Raw genomic sequence first — 18,401 nt, forward strand, 5'->3', positions numbered from 1 at the left:
ATCAGGCGGGCCAAAGCCAGCCTCAACGGGGAAGGCGGTTATAGGCACAGGCCTGAATGTCCGCAACACCGCGTTCAGCACAATCTCAGAACGGCGGACCGAACCGGGCCGGGACGCTCACGCCCCGGCCCGACTGGCTGAGATCCATTATTTGACGCCGCTATCACTGGTGATCTCGAAGCGCTGACCATCGGCCTCGCAGATATCGACCTCGTATTCTTCGTAGACATCTCCATCCGCGAAATCATAGCGCAGATCGTAGAGGCACTCGCCATCCTCATTGCTCAGGGTGATGACCAGATCCTCGCCCGGCGCGACTTGCGATGTGTCGAGGGTATTCTGCCCCCAGTCCGGTTGGCTGGACGGGCCGGCAAAGACGGCGGTGATGGACACGCCGGAACCGTTATAGACCGTGACCTGGCTATAGACGGACTGGGCAGATGCAGAGCCACACACGGCTGCAGCACTCAACAGAGCGGCAGCAAACAGACGGATCGTCATCGGAGGTTTCCATAAAAGGGGAACGCCACAGGGCGCTCGCCGGTCCCTGGACCGGCGCCACATCATTACGCCTGTCCTCGGAAGCGGGATATCGAAATCTTTTCACCCGTCACGGCGAAGTGCGCCGTCGCTAGCGCGGCTCGAGAACCGAGCGCAATTTGGCGCGCGCATTTTCCAGCTCCTCAAGCACATCGGCGAGGCCGCGCTGCGGACTGCCCGGGACATGCGGCGCGTGTGAGGGCGCAGCCGGGGCTTCAAGATCGGCAGCATCGACAGCGACCGGTTCGCGGGTGACGGCAGTGCCGGCCGGATCGAGCAAAGCCGCGACGCCCTGCTCGGCAATGAATTTGCGGGCGCCCTTGATGGTGAAACCATCTTCATAGAGGAGACGTTTGATTCCGCGCAGCAGGGCGAGATCCGCAGGCCGGTAGAAGCGCCGGCCGCCCGCGCGTTTCAATGGACTGATTTGCGGGAACTTGCTCTCCCAGAAGCGCAGGACGTGCGCAGGCACATCAAGCTCATCAGCGGCTTCGCTGATGGTCCGGAATGCTTCGGGCGATTTATCTGTGACCGACATGTCTGTCTCGCATCGGTCTTCGGCTCAAACCGTTGCTAGTCTTTCGACAGAGCCAAATCGACGCGCTCCTTGAGCACCTGGGATGGTTTGAAAACCAGTACCCGGCGGGCTTCGATCGGAACCTCGATCCCGGTCTTCGGATTCCGCCCGACCCGGCCGCGCTTGTCGCGCAACAGGAAGGAACCGAAGGATGAGAGCTTCACCGAATGCCCCGATGCCAGCGTATCCGACATCAGAGACAGTACTGACTGCACGAGATCTGCCGACTCCTGCCGGGACAATCCGACCTCCCGGTAGACAGCTTCGGCCAGATCTGCACGCGTTAAAGTTTTATCTGACATAGTAGTCCCCAAATCAGAGTCCCTACGTTAAGCCTGCATTGCCCCGCCGGTCAACGCCAAGGTCTTGGATAGGCGCGTGAAACCTTCAATAATTGATCTCAAGCCCGTACAAGCACGGCTCCCCACGTGAATCCGCCGCCCAGGGCTTCCATCAAAACAAGGTCGCCAGGCTTGATCCGCCCGTCCTGCACGGCCCGGTCGTAGGCGAGAGGCACCGAGGCGGCGGAGGTATTGCCGTGATCGGCCACCGTCGAGATCACCTTGTGCGTCGGAATCGAGAGGCGCCGCGCCACACCCTCGAGGATGCGCTGATTGGCCTGGTGCGGCACGAACCAGTCGATATCCGCGATCTTGATACCCGTGCGAGTGGCAATGGTGCTCATCGATTCAGCGATATTTGTCACCGCGTGCCGGAAGACCTGATTCCCGAGCATGCGCAGATGCCCGACCGTGCCGGTGGAGGACGGGCCGCCATCAACATGGAGCAGGTCCTTGAAGCGCCCGTCCGAGCGCAGATAGGTCGCGAGGATGCCGGGCTCGTCGGCGGGGTCACCTTGCGGCTCATGGGCCTGCAGCACCATGGCACCGGCGCCATCGCCAAACAGGACGCAGGTAGAGCGATCGGTCCAGTCGAGGATGCGCGACATCGTCTCCGCCCCGACGACGAGGACATTGCGGGCCTGTCCCCGGGCGATGAAATTGTCGGCAATCGACAGACCGTAGATGAAGCCCGAGCACACGGCCTGGACATCGAATGCGGCACCTCCGCTGACGCCGAGACGGGCCTGAAGCAGGGTCGCTGTCGAGGGAAATGTGAAATCGGGCGTGGTGGTGCCGACAATGATCAGATCGATATCGTCAGGGGTAAGCCCGGCCTGCTCAATAGCGCGGCGCGAGGCCATCTCGGCAAGGTCACAGGTGGTTTCGCCTTCAGCAGCAATATGGCGCTGGCGGATCCCCGTGCGTTCGCGGATCCAGCTATCGCTGGTATCAACCATCTGCGAGAGCTCGTCATTGGACAATATCCGGTCCGGCAAGTAGGAGCCGACCCCGGCAATACGCGCTCTCAATTCACTCATGATGCTGCAGCGATATCCTGTTTTTCAAAACTGGCAAAACGGTCGAGATTCTTGCGGATCTGGCTCATGAAATCGCTCTTGGCCATGACCTGGGCGAGCCCGAGGGCAGAGGCGAAGCCCTCGCCATCAGCACCGCCATGGCTCTTGACCACAATCCCTTTGAGGCCCAGCAGGACGCCGCCATTGATATAACGCGGGTCCATCCGCCGCTTCAGCCGGTCCAGTGCGCCCAGGGCCAACAGGCCGGCGGCAAGCTTGGCAAAGAAGGAGCTGGTCAGAGCCTCGCGCACCCAGCCGGCCACGAGACGGGCTGTGCCCTCCGCGGTCTTGAGTGCGATATTGCCGGTGAAGCCGTCGGTGACGACGACATCGATAATGCCGGCGCTGATATCATTGCCTTCGATAAAGCCCTGATAGGCCATGTCGAGACCGGAATTGCGGATCAGCGCGTCGGCCTCGCGGACCGTATCATTGCCCTTGAGTTCTTCCTGGCCAACATTGAGCAGGCCAACCGTCGGATGATCGCCGCCGAAAACGGCGCGGTGATAGGCCTCGCCCATGATGGCGAATTCGACCAGCTGGGTCGCGCCGCACTGCACATTGGCACCGACATCGAGCACCACGGTATGACCTTTGGGCGTCGGCCAGTTGGCCGAAATCGCCGGACGGTGAATACCCTTCTTCATCCGCAGGATGACCTTGGATATCGCCATCAGCGCGCCGGTGTTGCCCGAAGACACGATCGCATCGGCCTCGCCGGTCTTGACGCTCTGGACCGCATTCCACATCGAGGAACCACGCGCCCGGCGCACGGCTTCCGACGGCTTGTCGGACATCTGGACCATGGTGTCGGTGTGACGCAGCTCGCAAACGGCGGCGACATCGGGGTGCTGGGCCAGCAAGGGCTTCAGCAGCGCTTCATCACCATGCAGCAGATAACGGGTCTTGCGTTCGGGCCAGCGCTTGAGCGCATACCCGATCCCCTCGACCACGGCCACCGGGCCGAGATCACCGCCCATGGCGTCTACGGATATCGTTGTGTCAGAGATCATCGGCAATGCAAAACTGTCCCAAACGACGGTGTTAGCCGCCGGACGTTGGCGGAACTTAGCCGATGACCGATGAGATGCAAGACGCGAACTCGGTTATCGGGATGACGGAAAAGCCGGTAATTCGCCCTGCGCCATGGCTGCGCCGCCTGTCGCTTCCAGCGCGGCCAGCACGGCATGGACACGGTCGGCGAGTGCTGCAGCGCGCGGATCGATGTCCTCGCTGCCCAGCAAATTACGCGACAGCACCTGTTCGAGCGCCTCCGCCTCGGGCGCATCAAGCGCACTGTCATAGCTGTGCGCGCGCCCGTAAAAGCCCTCGGCCATGAAACGGATTTTCTTGCCGACAGCGGAATCGCCCAGCCCGAGCTCGCGCATCGCGATATCGAAATCCTCGAACATGGTATCGAACACGACCTGGCTTACCGCCCGGCCCGGCTCTCCGCCATCACGGCGCAGCGAGCGGATTGTCAGCGCAGCATGCAGGAGGATGAGTTCCAGGCGTCCTTCCAGCGTGTCGGGGACGGCGCCCTCTCCATACAGGGCCGGCTCCCGCGCCGCCTGCACAATGCTTGCGTAGAGGGCCTTGCCGATCGCTTTTTCGGGCCGGGGTCTGAACCAGTTGGGCCACATGTGATCGGGGCTCCCTTATCTTCGGGCTTGAAGCTAAGCTGCAGCTTGTTTAGGTCAAGGTTGGCATACAGACCGCCGGTGCGGTCCCGAGGAGTGTTTCATGAGCCGTCGCGTTCGCCTGTCCATCCTGATTGCCGCCTGCGCCCTCGGTGCGTCGGCCTGCAATCCGATCCTTCGTTCCCACGGCTATCGCTACACGCTTGGCCAGGAGCCCTCGATCATGCCTGACGAGGACACACGCGATTCGGTCATGCAGCGCCTGGGCAACCCGTCCATGCGCGGTACATTCGACGAAAACACCTGGTTCTATGTCTCGGCAACCCGCGAATCCCTGGCCTATCTGCGCCCGGTGACACGCGATCGCCGCATCGTCGCCATCCGCTTCAATGAAGAGACCGGCGCGGTGACCGATGTCGTCGAATACACGCTGGAAGACGGACGCATGGTTGATTATGTCAGCCGCGAAACGCCGACACGTGGCCGCGAGCTGAGCCTGCTGGAGCAGTTGCTCGGCAATATCGGCGGCCTGCCGAGCCAGCAATTCGGTGGCGAGGACAATCTCCCCGGCGGTGCCGGCGGTCCACGCCGCAACGAATAGCCGCCCTCCCAAAAAATCAGACACGAAAAGCCCCGGTCTCGCGACCGGGGCTTTTCTCTGTGTGACGATGAGACGGGCAGGACGCCAGGGCGCGCTGCCCGATCCCGCTCTAGCGGGCCAGGAAGGCCAGCAGCAACAGAGCCACGATATTCGTGATCTTGATCATCGGATTGACGGCCGGACCAGCGGTATCCTTGTAGGGATCGCCGACTGTGTCGCCCGTAATGGCAGCCTTGTGGGCCTCAGAGCCCTTGCCGCCATGATTGCCGTCTTCGATGTATTTCTTGGCATTGTCCCAGGCACCGCCGCCGACAGTCATCGAGACCGCGACGAAGAGACCATTGACGATCACACCCATCAGCATGGCGCCGACGGCTGCGAGGGCCTGTTCCTGTCCGGCCAGCGCATCAATCGCGAAGTAGAGCACGATCGGTGACAGCACCGGCAGGAGGGATGGCACGATCATTTCACGGATCGCCGCCTTGGTCAGGATATCCACGGCGCGGCCATAATCCGGCTTTGCCTTGTATTCCATGATACCCGGGATTTCCTTGAACTGGCGACGAACCTCGGCGACGACAGCGCCAGCAGCCCGGCCAACCGCCATCATCGACATGCCGCCGAACAGGTAAGGCAGAAGCCCACCGAACAGGAGGCCGACGATGACATACGGGTTTTTCAGGGAGAAGTCGGGATCGAGGTGGAGGAGATGTTCCACATCGGTCGTATAGGCCGCGAACAGCACCAGGGCACCGAGACCGGCAGAACCAATGGCATAGCCCTTGGTGACGGCCTTGGTGGTGTTGCCGACCGCGTCGAGCGTGTCGGTGGTGTTGCGAACGCTCTCGTCGAGACCGGACATTTCCGCGATACCGCCGGCATTGTCAGTGACAGGGCCGAAGGCGTCGAGGGCCACGATCACGCCGGCCAGGGCCAGCATGGTGGTCACGGAAATCGCAATGCCGAACAGGCCGGCCAGCGAGTAGGTCGCGATGATACCGCCGATGATGATCAGCGCCGGGATCGCCGTGGCTTCAAGCGAAACGGCGAGACCCTGGATCACATTGGTGCCGTGCCCGGAGACCGAGGCCGCAGCAACCGAACGCACCGGACGATAGGCCGTGCCGGTATAGTATTCGGTGATCCAGATGATGGCACCGGTGACCGCCAGGCCGACGAGGCCGGAGAAGAACAGGTTCTGCCCCGTAATCATAAGGCCGGAGACTTCTGCAATATCGCCCATGCCGTTTGGCAGGACATAGCGTGTCACGAGCCACAGACCGGCAACCGACAGCACGCCGGCCGCGATCAGGCCCTTGTAGAGCGCGCCCATAACATTGGTGCCCTTGCCCAGACGGACAAAGAAGGTGCCGAGGATCGAGGTCACGATACAGATCGCCGCAATTGCGAGCGGGTAGAGCATCATGATCGCACCGAGTTCACCGGTGAAGAAGATCGAGGCCAGAACCATGGTCGCGACGATGGTCACGGCATAGGTTTCGAACAGATCAGCCGCCATGCCGGCGCAATCGCCAACATTGTCGCCGACATTGTCGGCAATCGTGGCCGGGTTGCGTGGATCGTCTTCCGGGATACCCGCTTCGATCTTGCCAACCATGTCACCGCCGACATCCGCACCCTTGGTGAAGATACCGCCGCCGAGACGGGCAAAGATCGAGATCAGGGACGCGCCGAAGCCGAGGGCCACCAGGGCGTCGACCACAGTGCGGTCAGACGGCACAAAGCCCATGACATTCGTGAGGAGCCAGTAATAACCCGCCACACCCAGCAGTGCGAGGCCGGCCACGAGCATGCCCGTGATGGCGCCCGAGCGGAAAGCGATGTCCAGACCGGCAGCGAGGCTTTTGCTCGCGGCTTCGGTCGTACGCACATTGGCGCGAACCGAAACCAGCATGCCGATAAAGCCGGCCGAGCCGGACAAGACAGCCCCGACTACAAAGCCGACCGCGACTTGCCAGCCCAGGAAAAAGGCGATCAGGACGCCGACGGCGACCCCGACGATGGCAATCGTGGTATACTGGCGCTTGAGATAAGCGTTTGCGCCTTCCTGAATGGCCGATGCAATTTCCTGCATCTTTTCCGAACCGGCGCTCTCCTTCATCAAACGTTGCGTCTGGATGACGCCGTAGATGAGGGCGAGAAGACCCGCTCCAATGGCCAACAAAAGTATGTTCATGGCATGTATCCCCGTTATTTTTTCTTCTCTGAGGTCGAGAATGGAAGCGGGGAAAGCACAAGCGTGAGAATCACGCCGACCTGTTCATGCCACCCCGATGGTCTGGACTATGCCCAAAGCCATCGAGCGGCGCAACACGCCTTCTTGATAGGGAAAAAGCGCGGCTCGCACAGATCTAGAACCGGAAGTGGCCGGCCGAAACCGGAGCTGTTACGCGGCGCAGGGCGCGGCGATCAGCGCCGCAGCATGAGGGTGTCCGGAGTGCCGACCCGGATTTCGGCGATGGCCGAGGCACCGTAATAGTCGCGCAGGACCGATTCCCAGACCCGCGTCGCAAGCTCCAGGTCGAGCCCGGAACCATCGGCATTGGACAGCGGGATTCGCGAGGCGGCCCGCACCATGGCATCGAGCGCGAAATGGGTCCGTTCCTGCATGTCCCAGACATTTTGCCCGTCAGCAGCGCGGACGCGGACACGGACATAGGCATAGCCGGTCAGGCGGCCTTCGACGGAAAGCGGGGCGACAACCGCAGGCAGGGTAAACACCCGCGGATTGGCGGCCATTTCCTCTTCCTCCGCGCTGTCCTCATCTTCCGCGTCACCGGAGAGGTTGAACAGGGTCACAAAGCGATTGCCCGAGCCTGATCCTGAGGCGCCACCGCCACCGCCGCTGGCCAGGGCCGCCGACGAAAACCAGACCGACAGGAGTATCGCCAGAAAAATACGCATGATCACCTCGTTCTTGAACGGTGATCATGGCAGAGGGGCGTCAAAAATGCGTGAATCCGCCTGTCCCGGTATCAATCAGGGCGCCCCGTTCGTCGCGCAGGACTGCCCCCTGCCCTTCGGCGACCTCGCCAATCCGCGTCAAAGGCACTCCGAGCCGGGCCGCCAGGGCCGTCAGCGCCTCGCGCTGCGCCGGCGCGGCGCAGAACAGCAATTCGTAATCATCACCGCCGCAGACCAGGTTCACGAGCCCGGCCTGCCCCCGATCCGCCAGCCAGGTCCGGGCCGGGGCAGAGACCGGCACGCACGCCGCCTGCAGCTCAAGCCGGACGCCGTTGAGCTGCGCGATATGGCCCGCATCGGCCATCAGCCCGTCAGAGACGTCCAGGCAGGCCGTGGCCACACCGCGCAGGGCCTGGCCCAACGCCAATCGCGGTGACGGGCGGTAATAGCGTTCCAGCAGGTAGGGATCGGCCGGCAGCGCACCGCGCGCGACCTCCAGACCCAGCCGCGCATCGCCAATACTTCCCGAGACCCAGACATCTTCGCCGGGCCGGGCACCGCGCCGCAGCAATGCCGCGCCGGCCGGCACCTGGCCGAGCATGGTGAGACTGATGGTGAGAGGTCCCGGTCCGGCCGTCGTGTCGCCGCCGAGCAGGCTGAGGGAAAAGGCCCCCTGGGCACTGGCGAGCCCGTCAACAAAGCCCTCGCGCCAGGCTTGAGACACCGTGCGCGGCCAGGCAATGGAGCTGAGATATCCCAGGGGCTCGGCGCCCATCGCCGCAAGGTCTGAGAGATTGCTGCGCACGCAGCGTTCGGCCACGGCCTCCGGCGGATCACTGTCGAGGAAATGCACGCCGGCGACCAGCATATCGCTGGCAACCACCAGCTGGCAGCCCGGCGCCGGCGTCAGTACGGCGGCATCATCGGTCAGGTCAAGCGCGGCCGGATGGCCACGGGTCAGCGGTGCCAGACGCGTTCGAATAAAGTCGAACTCGCCCGCCATCGCTCAAAGCTCGCCGGGACGGGCCTGGCGCGCGCAGTTGTCGAGCGCGGCATTGACGAATTTCGGCTCGGCCCCCTCGAAGAAGGCGTGAGCGACATCGACATATTCATCGATCACGACGCGGGCCGGGACATCGGTCTTCTCGAACAGCTCATAGCCGCCCGAGCGGAGGATGGCGCGAACCGTCGCGTCGAGACGTTCCAGACGCCAGCCCTCGGCCAGCAGCGCATTGATCGCGAGATCCACGGTCGCCTGCTTGGCGACAACGCCGGCAACCAGGGCTTCGAAGAAGGCCTCGTCGGCCTCGACGAAATCAGGGTTTTCGCCTTCATGGCCAAAGCGGTGATCGCGAAATTCGGTAATCACGTCGGCAGCGCCGCGACCGGATATTTCCATCTGGTACAGGGCCTGCACGGCAGCCAGCCGGGCGGCGCGGCGCAGACGGGCGCGATTGTCGGAGGGGTTTTCTTTGTTCTGCGCGCTCATGGAGCTCTCCTGAACCGGTCTCTCAGCGCGATCAGTGCGAGGCAGGCCCCGGCCACATCTGCGCCCTTGTTCTTTTCAATCGCACGCCTGAGCGCCTGGTCGCGATTTTCAACCGTCAGGATCCCATTGCCCAGCGGAATACCCCGCAAGGACAGGTCCATCAGGCCGCGCGCCGATTCGCTGCAGACATAATCATAATGCGTCGTCTCGCCGCGAATGACGCAGCCCAGCGCGACATATCCGTCATAGCCGGCCTCGCCAAGCACGGCTTGTGTGATTGCGCCGGGAATTTCCAGCGCACCGGGCACCTCGACGAGGTCGAAACTGGCACCGGCAGCGGTCAGGGCCTCAATGGACCCGGCGATCAGGGCATCGGCGATATCGCGATAGAAGGTCGCCGCGACAATCAGGACTCGACGCTGGCTCATCACAACTCCTCCGGAAAATGGCGTTCTTCACTGACGCTCAGGCCATAGCCTTCAAGCCCGACAATGGTTTGCGGCTTGGTCGTCAGCAGGATCATGTCGCGCACGCCGAGATCGAGCAGGATCTGCGCCCCGACACCGTATTCGCGCAGGCGCCGCGCATGGCGCTCGGTTTCCGGCAGCGCCGGATGCGCGCCGAGCCGCTCGACAATCGCCGTATGGCTGGTCTCGCGGATCAACACCATCACGCCGGGGCCCCTGTGGTTTGCCAGCGAGCGGATTCCCGCTTCGACCAACCCGCCGCGGCCGCCGGAGTCCTTGAGGACATCATCGACGAAACTGACCTTGTGCATGCGCACCATGGTCGGCGCCTCGGCCGAGGGCATTCCCTTGACCAGGGCGACGTGTTCGGCACCGTCGAGCGTATTGCGGAAGACGACCAGTTTGAACGGCCCGCCCCACTCGCTCTCGAATTCGGTTTCCAGGCGCCGCTCGATGAAGCGGTCATGCTTGCGGCGATAGGCGATCAGATCCGCGATGGTACCGATCTTGAGACCGTGCAATTGCGCGAAGGCGACCAGATCGGGCAGGCGCGCCATGGTGCCGTCTTCATTCATGATCTCGCAGATCACCCCGGCCGAGCCAGCACCGGCAAGCCGCGCCACATCGACCGAGGCCTCGGTATGTCCGGCGCGGACCAGCACGCCGCCATCGCGGGCGACGAGCGGGAAGACGTGTCCCGGGGTGGCGAGATCATCGGCGCCCAGGGCCGGATCGGTCGCGACCTGGATGGTGCGGGCGCGGTCATGCGCTGATATGCCCGTGGTGACACCTTCGCGTGCCTCAATTGATACCGTGAAGGCCGTCTGGTGACGCGAACGGTTATCCGAGGCCATCAAGGTCAGGCCGAGCGTGTCGCAACGCTCCTGGCTCATCGCCAGGCAGATCAGGCCGCGGCCATGCTTGGCCATGAAATTGATCGCATCGGGCGTGGCGAATTTGGCCGGAATGACCAGATCGCCCTCATTCTCGCGATCCTCGGCATCGACGAGGATGAACATGCGCCCGTTTCGGGCATCCTCGATCACGTCCTCGATCGGAGACAGGGGGATATCACTCACGCGGAAGCCTCCGGAAATTCACTCAGACGCGCGGCGTAGCGCGCCATGAGGTCAACCTCAAGGTTGACGCGCGCCCCGCTGCGCAGCTGACCCATTGTAGTTGCACTCGCGGTATGGGGGATAATCATCACGTCGAAGCTCTCCGGCGTGACCGCATTGACGGTCAGCGAGACGCCATCGATCGTGATCGAGCCCTTGCGGGCAATGAAGCGATTAAGGACTGGCGGCGGGGTGATGGTGAAGACAATCCACTCCCCCTCCTCGCGCCGCTCACGGACCTCACCGACGCCATCGACATGGCCGGTGACCAGGTGACCGCCAAGTTCGTCGCCGATTTTCAGGGCGCGTTCGAGATTGACCGAATCGCCGACGCGCCAGTCACCCAGGGTCGTCAGGCGCAGGGTTTCCGGCGAAACCTCGACGGCATGCCAGCCGCCTGTCCCCGCCTCACCCTTGTCGACGACGGTCAGACAGGCGCCGGCATGGGCGATGGAGGCGCCGAGTTCGATGCCGTCAGGGGCGTAGGGGGTCTCGATCTCGAAGCGTTTCACGGCCTCGCCGCTGATGGCGCGTATGCGCCCGAGCGCGGTGACAATTCCGGTAAACATCAGAGGATCCGCTCATAGCTTTCATGCAGGTCACGGCCGCGCTCGACCAGCGCAACGCGTTTGAATGTGGGGGCCAGCTCCAGCCGCTCAAGGCCAAGCGCTGCAATCGCGGCCAGACCGTCACCGCCGAGCACCACGGGCGCCCGGAACCATTCGATGCGGTCCACCAGCCCCGCGTCCAGCGCGGCGCCGGCAATGGCACTGCCAGCCTCGATCATGACACTGTCATAACCGGCCATGGCGGCGGCCAGGTCGCGATCACAGAATATCCGCACCCGGCGCGATATATCGGCATGGACGGCCGCGCTGGAAGGCGTGCGCCCGGCCGTATCCATGATCAGGATATCCGGCTGGACGGGTGCTGCGATGCCATCGGGCCGCGCCGTCAATTGCGGATCGTCGGCGAGGATGGTGCCGATACCGGTGAGGATGGCCCCATGGGCGGCGCGCATCCGGTGGACCTCGGCGCGGCTTTCCGGGCCGGTAATCCATTTCGACGCGCCGTTCGCCAGGGCTATGCGGCCATCGAGCGAGGTGGCGAGTTTGAGGGTGACGCGCGCTCGACCATCCGGCCTCATTCGGTCTCGTCTTCCGGATCCCGATTGCCCGGCGCGAGATCTTCATCGGTGATGAATTCACGGAAATCCTGGACCTTGTGGAAATCCTTGTAGACCGAGGCGTAGCGGACATAGGCCACCGCATCGAGATTCTTCAGCGCTTCCATCACCAGTTCGCCGACCCGGTCGGAGGTGACATCGGTCTCGCCGGTGGATTCAAGGCGCCGCACGATGCCCGAAATCATCTGCTCGATACGTTCCGGCTCGATATTGCGCTTTTGCATCGCCAGATGGATCGAGCGGTTGAGTTTTTCGCGATCAAACTGGACCCGGCGCCCGGACTTCTTCAGCACCGTCAGTTCGCGCAATTGCACACGTTCGAAGGTGGTGAAACGGGCTGAACAGGCCGGGCATTGCCGGCGGCGGCGGATGGCATTCCCGTCCTCAGCCGGACGGGAATCCTTCACCTGTGTGTCCATATGTCCGCAAAAGGGGCAACGCATCCGGGTACCTTAGGCCAATTCTGGATAGATGGGGAAGCGCGCCGTGAGCGCCTTCACCTGTTCGCGGACCTGGCCCTCGACCTCGGCATCGCCCTCAGGGCTGGCCACCAAGGCGTCGAGCACCCGCACGATCATCTCGCCGACCTGGCGGAATTCGGCCTCGCCGAAGCCGCGCGTGGTGGCCGCCGGCGAACCGACACGCAGCCCGGACGTCACGGTCGGCTTCTCCGGATCGAAGGGCACGCCGTTCTTGTTGCAGGTCATATAGGCGCGCTCGAGCGCCTGCTCGGCCAGATTGCCCTTGAGCCCCTTGGGCCGCAGATCAATCAGGGCGAGATGGCTGTCAGTGCCGCCGGAGACGATGGCATAGCCGCCAGCCGTGACGGCCTCGGCCATGACCTGGCAATTGCGGATCACATCGCGGGCATAGGTCTTGAATTCCGGCCGCAGCGCCTCGCCGAAGGCCACTGCCTTGCCGGCGATGACATGCATCAGCGGACCGCCCTGCATGCCGGGGAAGATCGCGGAATTGAACTTCTTGCCGAGCTCGAGATCGTTGGAGAGGATCATGCCGCCGCGCGGGCCGCGCAGCGTCTTGTGCGTGGTGGTGGTGCAGACATGCGCGTGCGGCGTCGGGCTGGGAATGGCCCCGCCGGCGACCAGACCCGCGATATGCGCCATGTCGACCATCAGATAGGCCCCGACCTCGTCGGCAATCTTGCGGAACTCGGCGAAATCGATCTCGCGTGGATAGGCCGAACCGCCGGCGATGATCATTTGCGGCTTCAGCTCATTGGCCTGTTTGCGCACCGCGTCGTAATCGATGCGGGCATCGGATTCGCGCACACCATAGGCATGGGCCTCGAACCATTTGCCGGACATGTTGGGCTTGGCGCCATGCGTAAGATGGCCGCCGGCGCTCAGGGAGAGGCCGAGGATCTTGTCGCCGGGCTTCAGCAAGGCCAGGAAGACGCCCTGGTTCGCCTGGCTGCCGGAGTTCGGCTGGACATTGGCGTACTGGACGTCGAACAGGGCCTTGGCCCGATCAATTGCCAGCTGCTCCACCACATCCACATATTCGCAGCCGCCATAATAGCGTTTGCCCGGATAACCTTCCGCGTATTTGTTGGTCAGCGGCGAGCCCTGGGCTTCCAGCACCGCGCGCGAGACAATGTTTTCCGACGCGATCAGTTCGATCTGGCTCTGCTGGCGAAGAATTTCCGCGTGGATGGCGTGCGCCACCTCTCGGTCGGATTCGACCACGGACTGGGTGAAAAAACTGTTCCCTGGAACGGCTGTCGCGACATCTTCCGGCATAATCTGTCCTCTTCAACGCACACACGCTTGCCGGCTTGATAAGGCCGGTCCGCATGACAAACAAGCGTCGAGTTGCCGCGCCGGCAGGGACAAACTCAGAACCGGCAACTGGATTGCAGCGTATTTCAATCCTCCACCCATACGTTCAGCGATTACCGCTATTCATGCTTTAGTGCTTGAGCTGAGCAACAACTCACAATACACATCAAGAAATAATTATTGGGCTTGCGCCATCTCCCCCGAACACGCCAAGCGAATTTGAAAGGCCTCAAATATGTCAGAAGAAAACATCATGGCAGTCGACCAGGAAGAATTGCTGCGGATGACCACCGATGTCGTCGCATCCTACCTGTCCCACAATTCGATGCCGGCAGACAATGTGCCTGACCTGATCCGCTCGGTTCACACGGCAATGAAGGAAGTTTCCGGCGTTGAACTGAAACAGGAAACGAAATCGAAGCCGGCCGTTTCGGTGGCGAAATCGATCAGCGATGATTACATCGTCTGTCTCGAAGATGGCAAAAAGCTGAAAATGCTGAAGCGCTACCTGCGCTCGCAATACAACATGTCACCTGACGATTATCGCCGGAAATGGAATCTGCCTTCCGATTACCCGATGGTGGCACCGGCCTATTCTCGCAAACGGTCGCAATTCGCCAAGGATATCGGCCTGGGACGCGGCAAGAAGGACGCGTAACGCGCCCTCACCGCAGATCAGACGGAAATACCGCGGCCGGGCCTTGTGCCCGGCCGTTTTGCGTCCGGCTCGGCGGATTCGCCACGATTCATTTTCCAGGCCAGCTTGGCCATGGCGAGTTGATCGATTTCGGCCTTGGTCGTGCGCGGCGGAACCTGGAAGACGACTTCCTCACCGGTTGCCGCATCGACAGCAGCGACACGCACGCTGCCCCCGACCTGCTGGGTCTCGACGTAGATCTCGCGACCACTCATCGAGACGCCCATCTCATCCCGTCACCGCCACGTCCTGCTCGGACGCACGCTGCCAGACATCGTGCAGGGCCTCGATCAGTTCATCGATCATGGCGTCGGTATGCAGCGGGGTCGGGGTCAGGCGCAGACGCTCCGTCCCCTTGGGAACGGTGGGATAATTGATCGGCTGGACATAGATGCAATGCTCGTCGAGCAACATGTCAGTCATGCGTTTGCACAGGACCGGATCGCCAACCTGCACCGGGACGATATGCGTCACCGACGGCATGACCGGGAAGCCGGCCTCGGCGAGCCGGGCCTTCAGGGTCGCCGCGCGCTCCTGATGCTTCTCGCGCAATTCATGCGCTGATTTGAGGTATTCGACACTGGCACGGGCGCCGGCGGCGAGCGCCGGTGGCAGCGCGGTGGTGAAGATGAAGCCGGAGGCGAGCGAACGGATCGCATCGATAATGGTTTCATTGGCAGCGACATAGCCGCCCATCACGCCATAGGCCTTGCCCAGCGTGCCTTCGATGATGTCGATCCGGTGCATCAGGCCTTCGCGCTCGGCGATACCGCCACCGCGCAGGCCGTAGAGGCCAACCGCATGAACTTCATCAATATAGGTCAGGGCATTGTATTTGTCGGCGAGATCGCAGATCGCCTCGATCGGACCGATATCGCCATCCATCGAATAGACCGATTCAAAGGCGATCAGCTTTGGCGCACCCTTGGGGGCGGCGGCCAGCAATTCTTCCAGATGCGCGACATCATTATGGCGCCATACATGCTTCTCGCAGCGTGCGCCCTTCACACCGGCGATCATCGAGGCGTGATTGAGTTCATCGGAGAAAATGATCAGGCCGGGCAGGATCTTGCCGAGGGTGGAAATCGTCGCCTCGTTGGAGATATAGCCCGAGGTGAAGAGCAGTGCCGCATCCTTGTTGTGCAGATCGGCCAGCGAGCGCTCGAGCTCGACATGATAATGGGTGGTGCCGGAAATATTGCGGGTGCCGCCGGCGCCCGAGCCAACATCATCGATGGCTTTTTTCATCGACTCCACGACGCAGGGCAATTGCCCCATGCCGAGATAATCATTGGAACACCAGACGGTGACGTCCTTGACCTGACCGTCCGGGGCGCGCCAGCGCGCAACCGGGAACTCACCCTTGCGGCGCAAAAGATTGGCGAATACGCGGTAACGGCCCTCGGCCTTCACACGGCGCACGGCCGCTTCAAACGCGTTCTGGTAATCCATGCCGGCCTCGTTAGCGGTCTGCTTCGTCCATTCAGGTTTGAATCGACGTATAGACCGTTAACACGCGACCTGCGAATGGACGAAGCGCCGCACCCGGGAAAAATCGCAGTCAGCAGGCGGAAAACGCCTACATGCGGAAGCGGATATGGTCGGCCCAGAAGCGCTCGACGCGGGTCAGCGCCATATTGACGGCCGGCAGGCTGTCATCATCGACACCGCCCACCGGGCTCAGCGAAGCGCCCTGGCGATCGAACAGCGCCGACAGTTTCGCACGCACGGCGCAGCCGCTTTCGGTCAGGGAAACCCGCACGGCCCGGCGATCAACCGCCGAACGCTCATGCCGGATATAACCGGCATCGACGAGTTTCTTGAGATTGTAGGAGACGTTGGAGCCCAGATAATGGCCGCGTGTACGCAGTTCTCCGGCCGTCAGCTCCTGGTCGCCGATATTGAACAGAAGCAACGCCTGAACGCTGTTGAGATTGTCGAGACCGTCGCGGTCCAGCTCGTCCTTCACAACGTCGAGCAATTGACGGTGCAGGCGTTCAACCAGCTGCAACAGCTCAAGATATTGCGTGTTTGCGCCCGGAACCGGTGCCAGATTCTCTGCCAATGCCATTTTACCCACTCCACCTGATCGTTCTGATCCTTGGCATCAAGCTAGCAGGGACTGGCTAAAAAGCGCTTAACCGGCCTTCCAGCTTCCGTTAAGCATCTTGTAGATGGCTGAAAAGTCGAGGTCCTGCCCGCCGAGATTGCCGAACATCGCGTACAGCGCCTCGGCCTGGGCACCCAGTGGCGTCGACGCACCAGAGGCCTGGGCGGCGTCCTGCGCCAGTTTGAGATCCTTCAGCATCATCGCCGTGGCGAAACCAGGCTTGTAATCCTTGTTGGCCGGCGTCGTCGGAACCGGGCCCGCGACAGGACAATAACTCGTCATCGACCAGGACTGGCCGGAGGCTTTCGAGGAAATGTCGAAGAATTTCTGCTGGTCGAGACCGAGCTTTTCGGCCAGGGCGAAGGCCTCGCAGGTCCCGATCATGGTGATGCCGAGCAGCATATTGTTGCAGATCTTGGCCGCCTGGCCCGAACCGGTATCGCCGGCATGCAGGATCGCCTTGCCCATCGCCTGCAGGATCGGCTCGGCAACCGCGAAATCGGCCTCGGCGCCGCCGACCATGAAGGTCAGTGTCCCGGCCGCCGCAGCGGCAACCCCGCCGGAGACCGGCGCATCAACGAAACGAAAGCCCTTCTCGACCGCCGCCTTGCCGACAAAGCGGGCGCTGTCGACGTCGATCGTCGAGCAATCGAGGAACAGCGTGCCCGGCGCAGCATTCGGGAAGACGTCGTCGGCATAGACCGTGCGGACATGCTTGCCTGCGGGCAGCATGGTCACGACGGCGGCGGCACCGGTCACGGCGTCGGCGGTGGACTTGGCAGCCTTGGCACCATTCTCGACGGCATGCGCGAGCGCGCTGGCGTTGAGATCGAAGGCATGGACCTCATGGCCCGCCTTGACGAGATTGGCCGCCATGCCCGAGCCCATATTGCCAAGGCCGATAAATGCGATCACTGCCATGTGAAATCTCCCGAATTTGATTATTGCGCTCGCGAGCGCGTCGAGGCCTCAGCCGAGGAAAGTCATTTCATGGTCGTCGTCAAGCGGTGCGAAGGCCGCAGCAATGGCGAGATCATCGACCTCGGCCAGTGTCGCCGGCGACCAGACGGGCGCATTGTCCTTGTCGATAATGACGGCGCGCACGCCCTCATAGAAATCCGTACCGGTCAGGCACCAGGCGCTGAGCCGCAAATCTTGCCGCATCACGCCCTCGAAGCTCAGATCACTGCCGGCACGCAGCGCGGCCAGGGTGAGTTTGAGCGAGGTCGGTGATTTGCCTGCCAGGATCTTGAGCTGTTTCATCGACCAGGCATCACCGGCAGCCGTCATGCGCTCGATCATCGGCTCGACGCTGTCGCCGGAGAAGGCGGCATCGATCAGGGTGCGCGTCAGCGCGAGATCGCTATCGCCCGGATCGCCGGAGAATTCCTCGAGCAGGATTTCAAGCGCGTCTTCTCCGCTGAGATCCGCGCTTTCCAGCGCCGCGATCAGGGCCTCGTTTTGCGCCGAGGGGCAGTAATGCGTCGCCAGGCCGGCCGCGATGCAATCGGGTGCCTTCAGCCGCGCACCGGTCAGGCCCATCCAGGTGCCGATCTCGCCATCGAGTCGCGGCAGGAACCAGGCACCGCCAACATCAGGGTGAAAGCCGATGCCCGTTTCCGGCATGGCGAACATGGTCTTGTCACCAGCGACGCGGTGCGAACCATGTACCGAAACGCCAACGCCGCCGCCCATGACGATCCCGTCAATCAGCGCGACATAGGGTTTGGGATAGTGGTGGATCAGGGTGCGCGCCAGCGCGAGATCGCTATCGCCCGGATCGCCGGAGAATTCCTCGAGCAGGATTTCAAGCGCGTCTTCTCCGCTGAGAT

General features: G+C 62.5%; 23 protein-coding genes. 2 read left to right on the top strand and 21 right to left on the bottom strand.

The window, feature by feature from the left end:
* Nucleotides 1-147: 147 nt before the first annotated feature.
* From ACN0YF_RS04445 to ACN0YF_RS04470, 6 genes are all read right to left on the bottom strand, one after another.
* Nucleotides 148-501, bottom strand: coding sequence for a hypothetical protein (locus ACN0YF_RS04445; protein WP_417493504.1), 354 nt, complete (start codon nt 499-501; stop codon nt 148-150).
* Between the two features lie 130 nt (nt 502-631).
* A complete protein-coding gene (locus ACN0YF_RS04450; protein WP_417481705.1) occupies nt 632-1,078 on the bottom strand; it encodes a MerR family transcriptional regulator in 447 nt (148 codons plus the stop codon).
* 35 nt (nt 1,079-1,113) lie between these two features.
* Nucleotides 1,114-1,419, bottom strand: coding sequence for an integration host factor subunit alpha (locus ACN0YF_RS04455; RefSeq protein ID WP_417481704.1), 306 nt, complete (start codon nt 1,417-1,419; stop codon nt 1,114-1,116).
* 98 nt (nt 1,420-1,517) lie between these two features.
* Nucleotides 1,518-2,498 (bottom strand): beta-ketoacyl-ACP synthase III, encoded by a 981-nt coding sequence (locus ACN0YF_RS04460; RefSeq protein WP_417481703.1) that lies wholly within the window; start codon nt 2,496-2,498, stop codon nt 1,518-1,520.
* A complete protein-coding gene (gene plsX, locus ACN0YF_RS04465; RefSeq protein WP_417481702.1) occupies nt 2,495-3,550 on the bottom strand; it encodes a phosphate acyltransferase PlsX in 1,056 nt (351 codons plus the stop codon). The genes ACN0YF_RS04460 and plsX overlap by 4 nt, the downstream gene beginning before the upstream one ends.
* Before the next feature lie 93 nt (nt 3,551-3,643).
* On the bottom strand, nt 3,644-4,180 hold the full coding sequence (locus tag ACN0YF_RS04470) for a ubiquinol-cytochrome C chaperone family protein (RefSeq protein WP_417493505.1): 537 nt from the start codon (nt 4,178-4,180) through the stop codon (nt 3,644-3,646).
* Between the two features lie 100 nt (nt 4,181-4,280).
* Here ACN0YF_RS04470 and ACN0YF_RS04475 point away from each other — a divergent pair, with 100 nt between their 5' ends.
* On the top strand, nt 4,281-4,778 hold the full coding sequence (locus tag ACN0YF_RS04475; RefSeq protein ID WP_417481700.1) for an outer membrane protein assembly factor BamE: 498 nt from the start codon (nt 4,281-4,283) through the stop codon (nt 4,776-4,778).
* Nucleotides 4,779-4,887: 109 nt separating this feature from the next.
* Here the strand turns inward: ACN0YF_RS04475 and ACN0YF_RS04480 are convergent, their stop codons facing one another.
* The 10 genes from ACN0YF_RS04480 to glyA all read right to left on the bottom strand — a co-directional run bounded on the left by ACN0YF_RS04480 (nt 4,888) and on the right by glyA (nt 13,723).
* Entirely contained in the window at nt 4,888-6,975 is a 2,088-nt protein-coding gene (locus ACN0YF_RS04480) for a sodium-translocating pyrophosphatase (protein WP_417481699.1), read from the bottom strand.
* A gap of 233 nt (nt 6,976-7,208) precedes the next feature.
* Complete coding sequence (locus ACN0YF_RS04485; protein WP_417481698.1) at nt 7,209-7,703, bottom strand: hypothetical protein; 495 nt, start codon at nt 7,701-7,703, stop codon at nt 7,209-7,211.
* Nucleotides 7,704-7,743: 40 nt separating this feature from the next.
* Entirely contained in the window at nt 7,744-8,706 is a 963-nt protein-coding gene (gene thiL, locus ACN0YF_RS04490) for a thiamine-phosphate kinase (RefSeq protein WP_417493506.1), read from the bottom strand.
* 3 nt (nt 8,707-8,709) lie between these two features.
* Nucleotides 8,710-9,192, bottom strand: coding sequence for a transcription antitermination factor NusB (nusB, locus tag ACN0YF_RS04495; RefSeq protein ID WP_417481696.1), 483 nt, complete (start codon nt 9,190-9,192; stop codon nt 8,710-8,712).
* Nucleotides 9,189-9,620, bottom strand: a complete 432-nt coding sequence (ribH, locus tag ACN0YF_RS04500; RefSeq protein WP_417493507.1) for a 6,7-dimethyl-8-ribityllumazine synthase — start codon at nt 9,618-9,620, stop codon at nt 9,189-9,191. Before ribH ends, nusB begins: the two co-directional genes overlap by 4 nt.
* Nucleotides 9,620-10,738, bottom strand: coding sequence for a 3,4-dihydroxy-2-butanone-4-phosphate synthase (gene ribB / locus ACN0YF_RS04505; RefSeq protein ID WP_417493508.1), 1,119 nt, complete (start codon nt 10,736-10,738; stop codon nt 9,620-9,622). Before ribB ends, ribH begins: the two co-directional genes overlap by 1 nt.
* Entirely contained in the window at nt 10,735-11,346 is a 612-nt protein-coding gene (locus tag ACN0YF_RS04510; protein WP_417493509.1) for a riboflavin synthase, read from the bottom strand. Before ACN0YF_RS04510 ends, ribB begins: the two co-directional genes overlap by 4 nt.
* Nucleotides 11,346-11,924, bottom strand: a complete 579-nt coding sequence (locus ACN0YF_RS04515; RefSeq protein ID WP_417493511.1) for a RibD family protein — start codon at nt 11,922-11,924, stop codon at nt 11,346-11,348. The genes ACN0YF_RS04510 and ACN0YF_RS04515 overlap by 1 nt, the downstream gene beginning before the upstream one ends.
* Entirely contained in the window at nt 11,921-12,406 is a 486-nt protein-coding gene (gene nrdR / locus ACN0YF_RS04520; RefSeq protein ID WP_417481691.1) for a transcriptional regulator NrdR, read from the bottom strand. The genes ACN0YF_RS04515 and nrdR overlap by 4 nt, the downstream gene beginning before the upstream one ends.
* Before the next feature lie 9 nt (nt 12,407-12,415).
* A complete protein-coding gene (gene glyA / locus ACN0YF_RS04525; protein WP_417493512.1) occupies nt 12,416-13,723 on the bottom strand; it encodes a serine hydroxymethyltransferase in 1,308 nt (435 codons plus the stop codon).
* Between the two features lie 274 nt (nt 13,724-13,997).
* Between glyA and ACN0YF_RS04530 the strand changes: the two genes are divergently transcribed.
* Nucleotides 13,998-14,420 (top strand): MucR family transcriptional regulator, encoded by a 423-nt coding sequence (locus tag ACN0YF_RS04530; RefSeq protein ID WP_417493513.1) that lies wholly within the window; start codon nt 13,998-14,000, stop codon nt 14,418-14,420.
* A gap of 17 nt (nt 14,421-14,437) precedes the next feature.
* Here the strand turns inward: ACN0YF_RS04530 and ACN0YF_RS04535 are convergent, their stop codons facing one another.
* From ACN0YF_RS04535 to ACN0YF_RS04555, 5 genes are all read right to left on the bottom strand, one after another.
* A complete protein-coding gene (locus ACN0YF_RS04535) occupies nt 14,438-14,674 on the bottom strand; it encodes a DUF6898 family protein (protein ID WP_417481688.1) in 237 nt (78 codons plus the stop codon).
* 13 nt (nt 14,675-14,687) lie between these two features.
* Entirely contained in the window at nt 14,688-15,911 is a 1,224-nt protein-coding gene (gene hemA, locus ACN0YF_RS04540; protein WP_417493514.1) for a 5-aminolevulinate synthase, read from the bottom strand.
* A gap of 127 nt (nt 15,912-16,038) precedes the next feature.
* Nucleotides 16,039-16,530 carry a MarR family winged helix-turn-helix transcriptional regulator gene (locus tag ACN0YF_RS04545; protein ID WP_417481686.1) on the bottom strand — a complete coding sequence of 164 codons (492 nt, stop codon included), beginning with the start codon at nt 16,528-16,530 and terminating at the stop codon, nt 16,039-16,041.
* 66 nt (nt 16,531-16,596) lie between these two features.
* On the bottom strand, nt 16,597-17,490 hold the full coding sequence (gene mmsB, locus ACN0YF_RS04550) for a 3-hydroxyisobutyrate dehydrogenase (RefSeq protein ID WP_417493515.1): 894 nt from the start codon (nt 17,488-17,490) through the stop codon (nt 16,597-16,599).
* A gap of 48 nt (nt 17,491-17,538) precedes the next feature.
* The coding region (locus tag ACN0YF_RS04555; RefSeq protein WP_417493516.1) for an enoyl-CoA hydratase/isomerase family protein at nt 17,539-18,401 on the bottom strand (863 nt) is incomplete at its 5' end.

It is taken from the genome of Maricaulis sp. (genome assembly GCF_048270265.1).
In the GTDB taxonomy this organism is placed as follows: Bacteria; Pseudomonadota; Alphaproteobacteria; order Caulobacterales; family Maricaulaceae; genus Maricaulis.

Excerpts from the sequence above, each read along its gene's own strand:
- ACN0YF_RS04445 (WP_417493504.1), bottom strand. The coding sequence starts at position 501 with ATGACGATCCGTCTGTTTGCTGCCGCTCTGTTGAGTGCTGCAGCCGTG.
- ACN0YF_RS04450 (WP_417481705.1), bottom strand. The coding sequence starts at position 1,078 with ATGTCGGTCACAGATAAATCGCCCGAAGCATTCCGGACCATCAGCGAA.
- ACN0YF_RS04455 (WP_417481704.1), bottom strand. The coding sequence starts at position 1,419 with ATGTCAGATAAAACTTTAACGCGTGCAGATCTGGCCGAAGCTGTCTAC.
- ACN0YF_RS04460 (WP_417481703.1), bottom strand. The coding sequence starts at position 2,498 with ATGAGTGAATTGAGAGCGCGTATTGCCGGGGTCGGCTCCTACTTGCCG.
- plsX (WP_417481702.1), bottom strand. The coding sequence starts at position 3,550 with ATGATCTCTGACACAACGATATCCGTAGACGCCATGGGCGGTGATCTC.
- ACN0YF_RS04470 (WP_417493505.1), bottom strand. The coding sequence starts at position 4,180 with ATGTGGCCCAACTGGTTCAGACCCCGGCCCGAAAAAGCGATCGGCAAG.
- ACN0YF_RS04475 (WP_417481700.1), top strand. The coding sequence starts at position 4,281 with ATGAGCCGTCGCGTTCGCCTGTCCATCCTGATTGCCGCCTGCGCCCTC.
- ACN0YF_RS04480 (WP_417481699.1), bottom strand. The coding sequence starts at position 6,975 with ATGAACATACTTTTGTTGGCCATTGGAGCGGGTCTTCTCGCCCTCATC.
- ACN0YF_RS04485 (WP_417481698.1), bottom strand. The coding sequence starts at position 7,703 with ATGCGTATTTTTCTGGCGATACTCCTGTCGGTCTGGTTTTCGTCGGCG.
- thiL (WP_417493506.1), bottom strand. The coding sequence starts at position 8,706 with ATGGCGGGCGAGTTCGACTTTATTCGAACGCGTCTGGCACCGCTGACC.
- nusB (WP_417481696.1), bottom strand. The coding sequence starts at position 9,192 with ATGAGCGCGCAGAACAAAGAAAACCCCTCCGACAATCGCGCCCGTCTG.
- ribH (WP_417493507.1), bottom strand. The coding sequence starts at position 9,620 with ATGAGCCAGCGTCGAGTCCTGATTGTCGCGGCGACCTTCTATCGCGAT.
- ACN0YF_RS04510 (WP_417493509.1), bottom strand. The coding sequence starts at position 11,346 with ATGTTTACCGGAATTGTCACCGCGCTCGGGCGCATACGCGCCATCAGC.
- ACN0YF_RS04515 (WP_417493511.1), bottom strand. The coding sequence starts at position 11,924 with ATGAGGCCGGATGGTCGAGCGCGCGTCACCCTCAAACTCGCCACCTCG.
- nrdR (WP_417481691.1), bottom strand. The coding sequence starts at position 12,406 with ATGCGTTGCCCCTTTTGCGGACATATGGACACACAGGTGAAGGATTCC.
- glyA (WP_417493512.1), bottom strand. The coding sequence starts at position 13,723 with ATGCCGGAAGATGTCGCGACAGCCGTTCCAGGGAACAGTTTTTTCACC.
- ACN0YF_RS04530 (WP_417493513.1), top strand. The coding sequence starts at position 13,998 with ATGTCAGAAGAAAACATCATGGCAGTCGACCAGGAAGAATTGCTGCGG.
- ACN0YF_RS04535 (WP_417481688.1), bottom strand. The coding sequence starts at position 14,674 with ATGAGTGGTCGCGAGATCTACGTCGAGACCCAGCAGGTCGGGGGCAGC.
- hemA (WP_417493514.1), bottom strand. The coding sequence starts at position 15,911 with ATGGATTACCAGAACGCGTTTGAAGCGGCCGTGCGCCGTGTGAAGGCC.
- ACN0YF_RS04545 (WP_417481686.1), bottom strand. The coding sequence starts at position 16,530 with ATGGCATTGGCAGAGAATCTGGCACCGGTTCCGGGCGCAAACACGCAA.
- mmsB (WP_417493515.1), bottom strand. The coding sequence starts at position 17,490 with ATGGCAGTGATCGCATTTATCGGCCTTGGCAATATGGGCTCGGGCATG.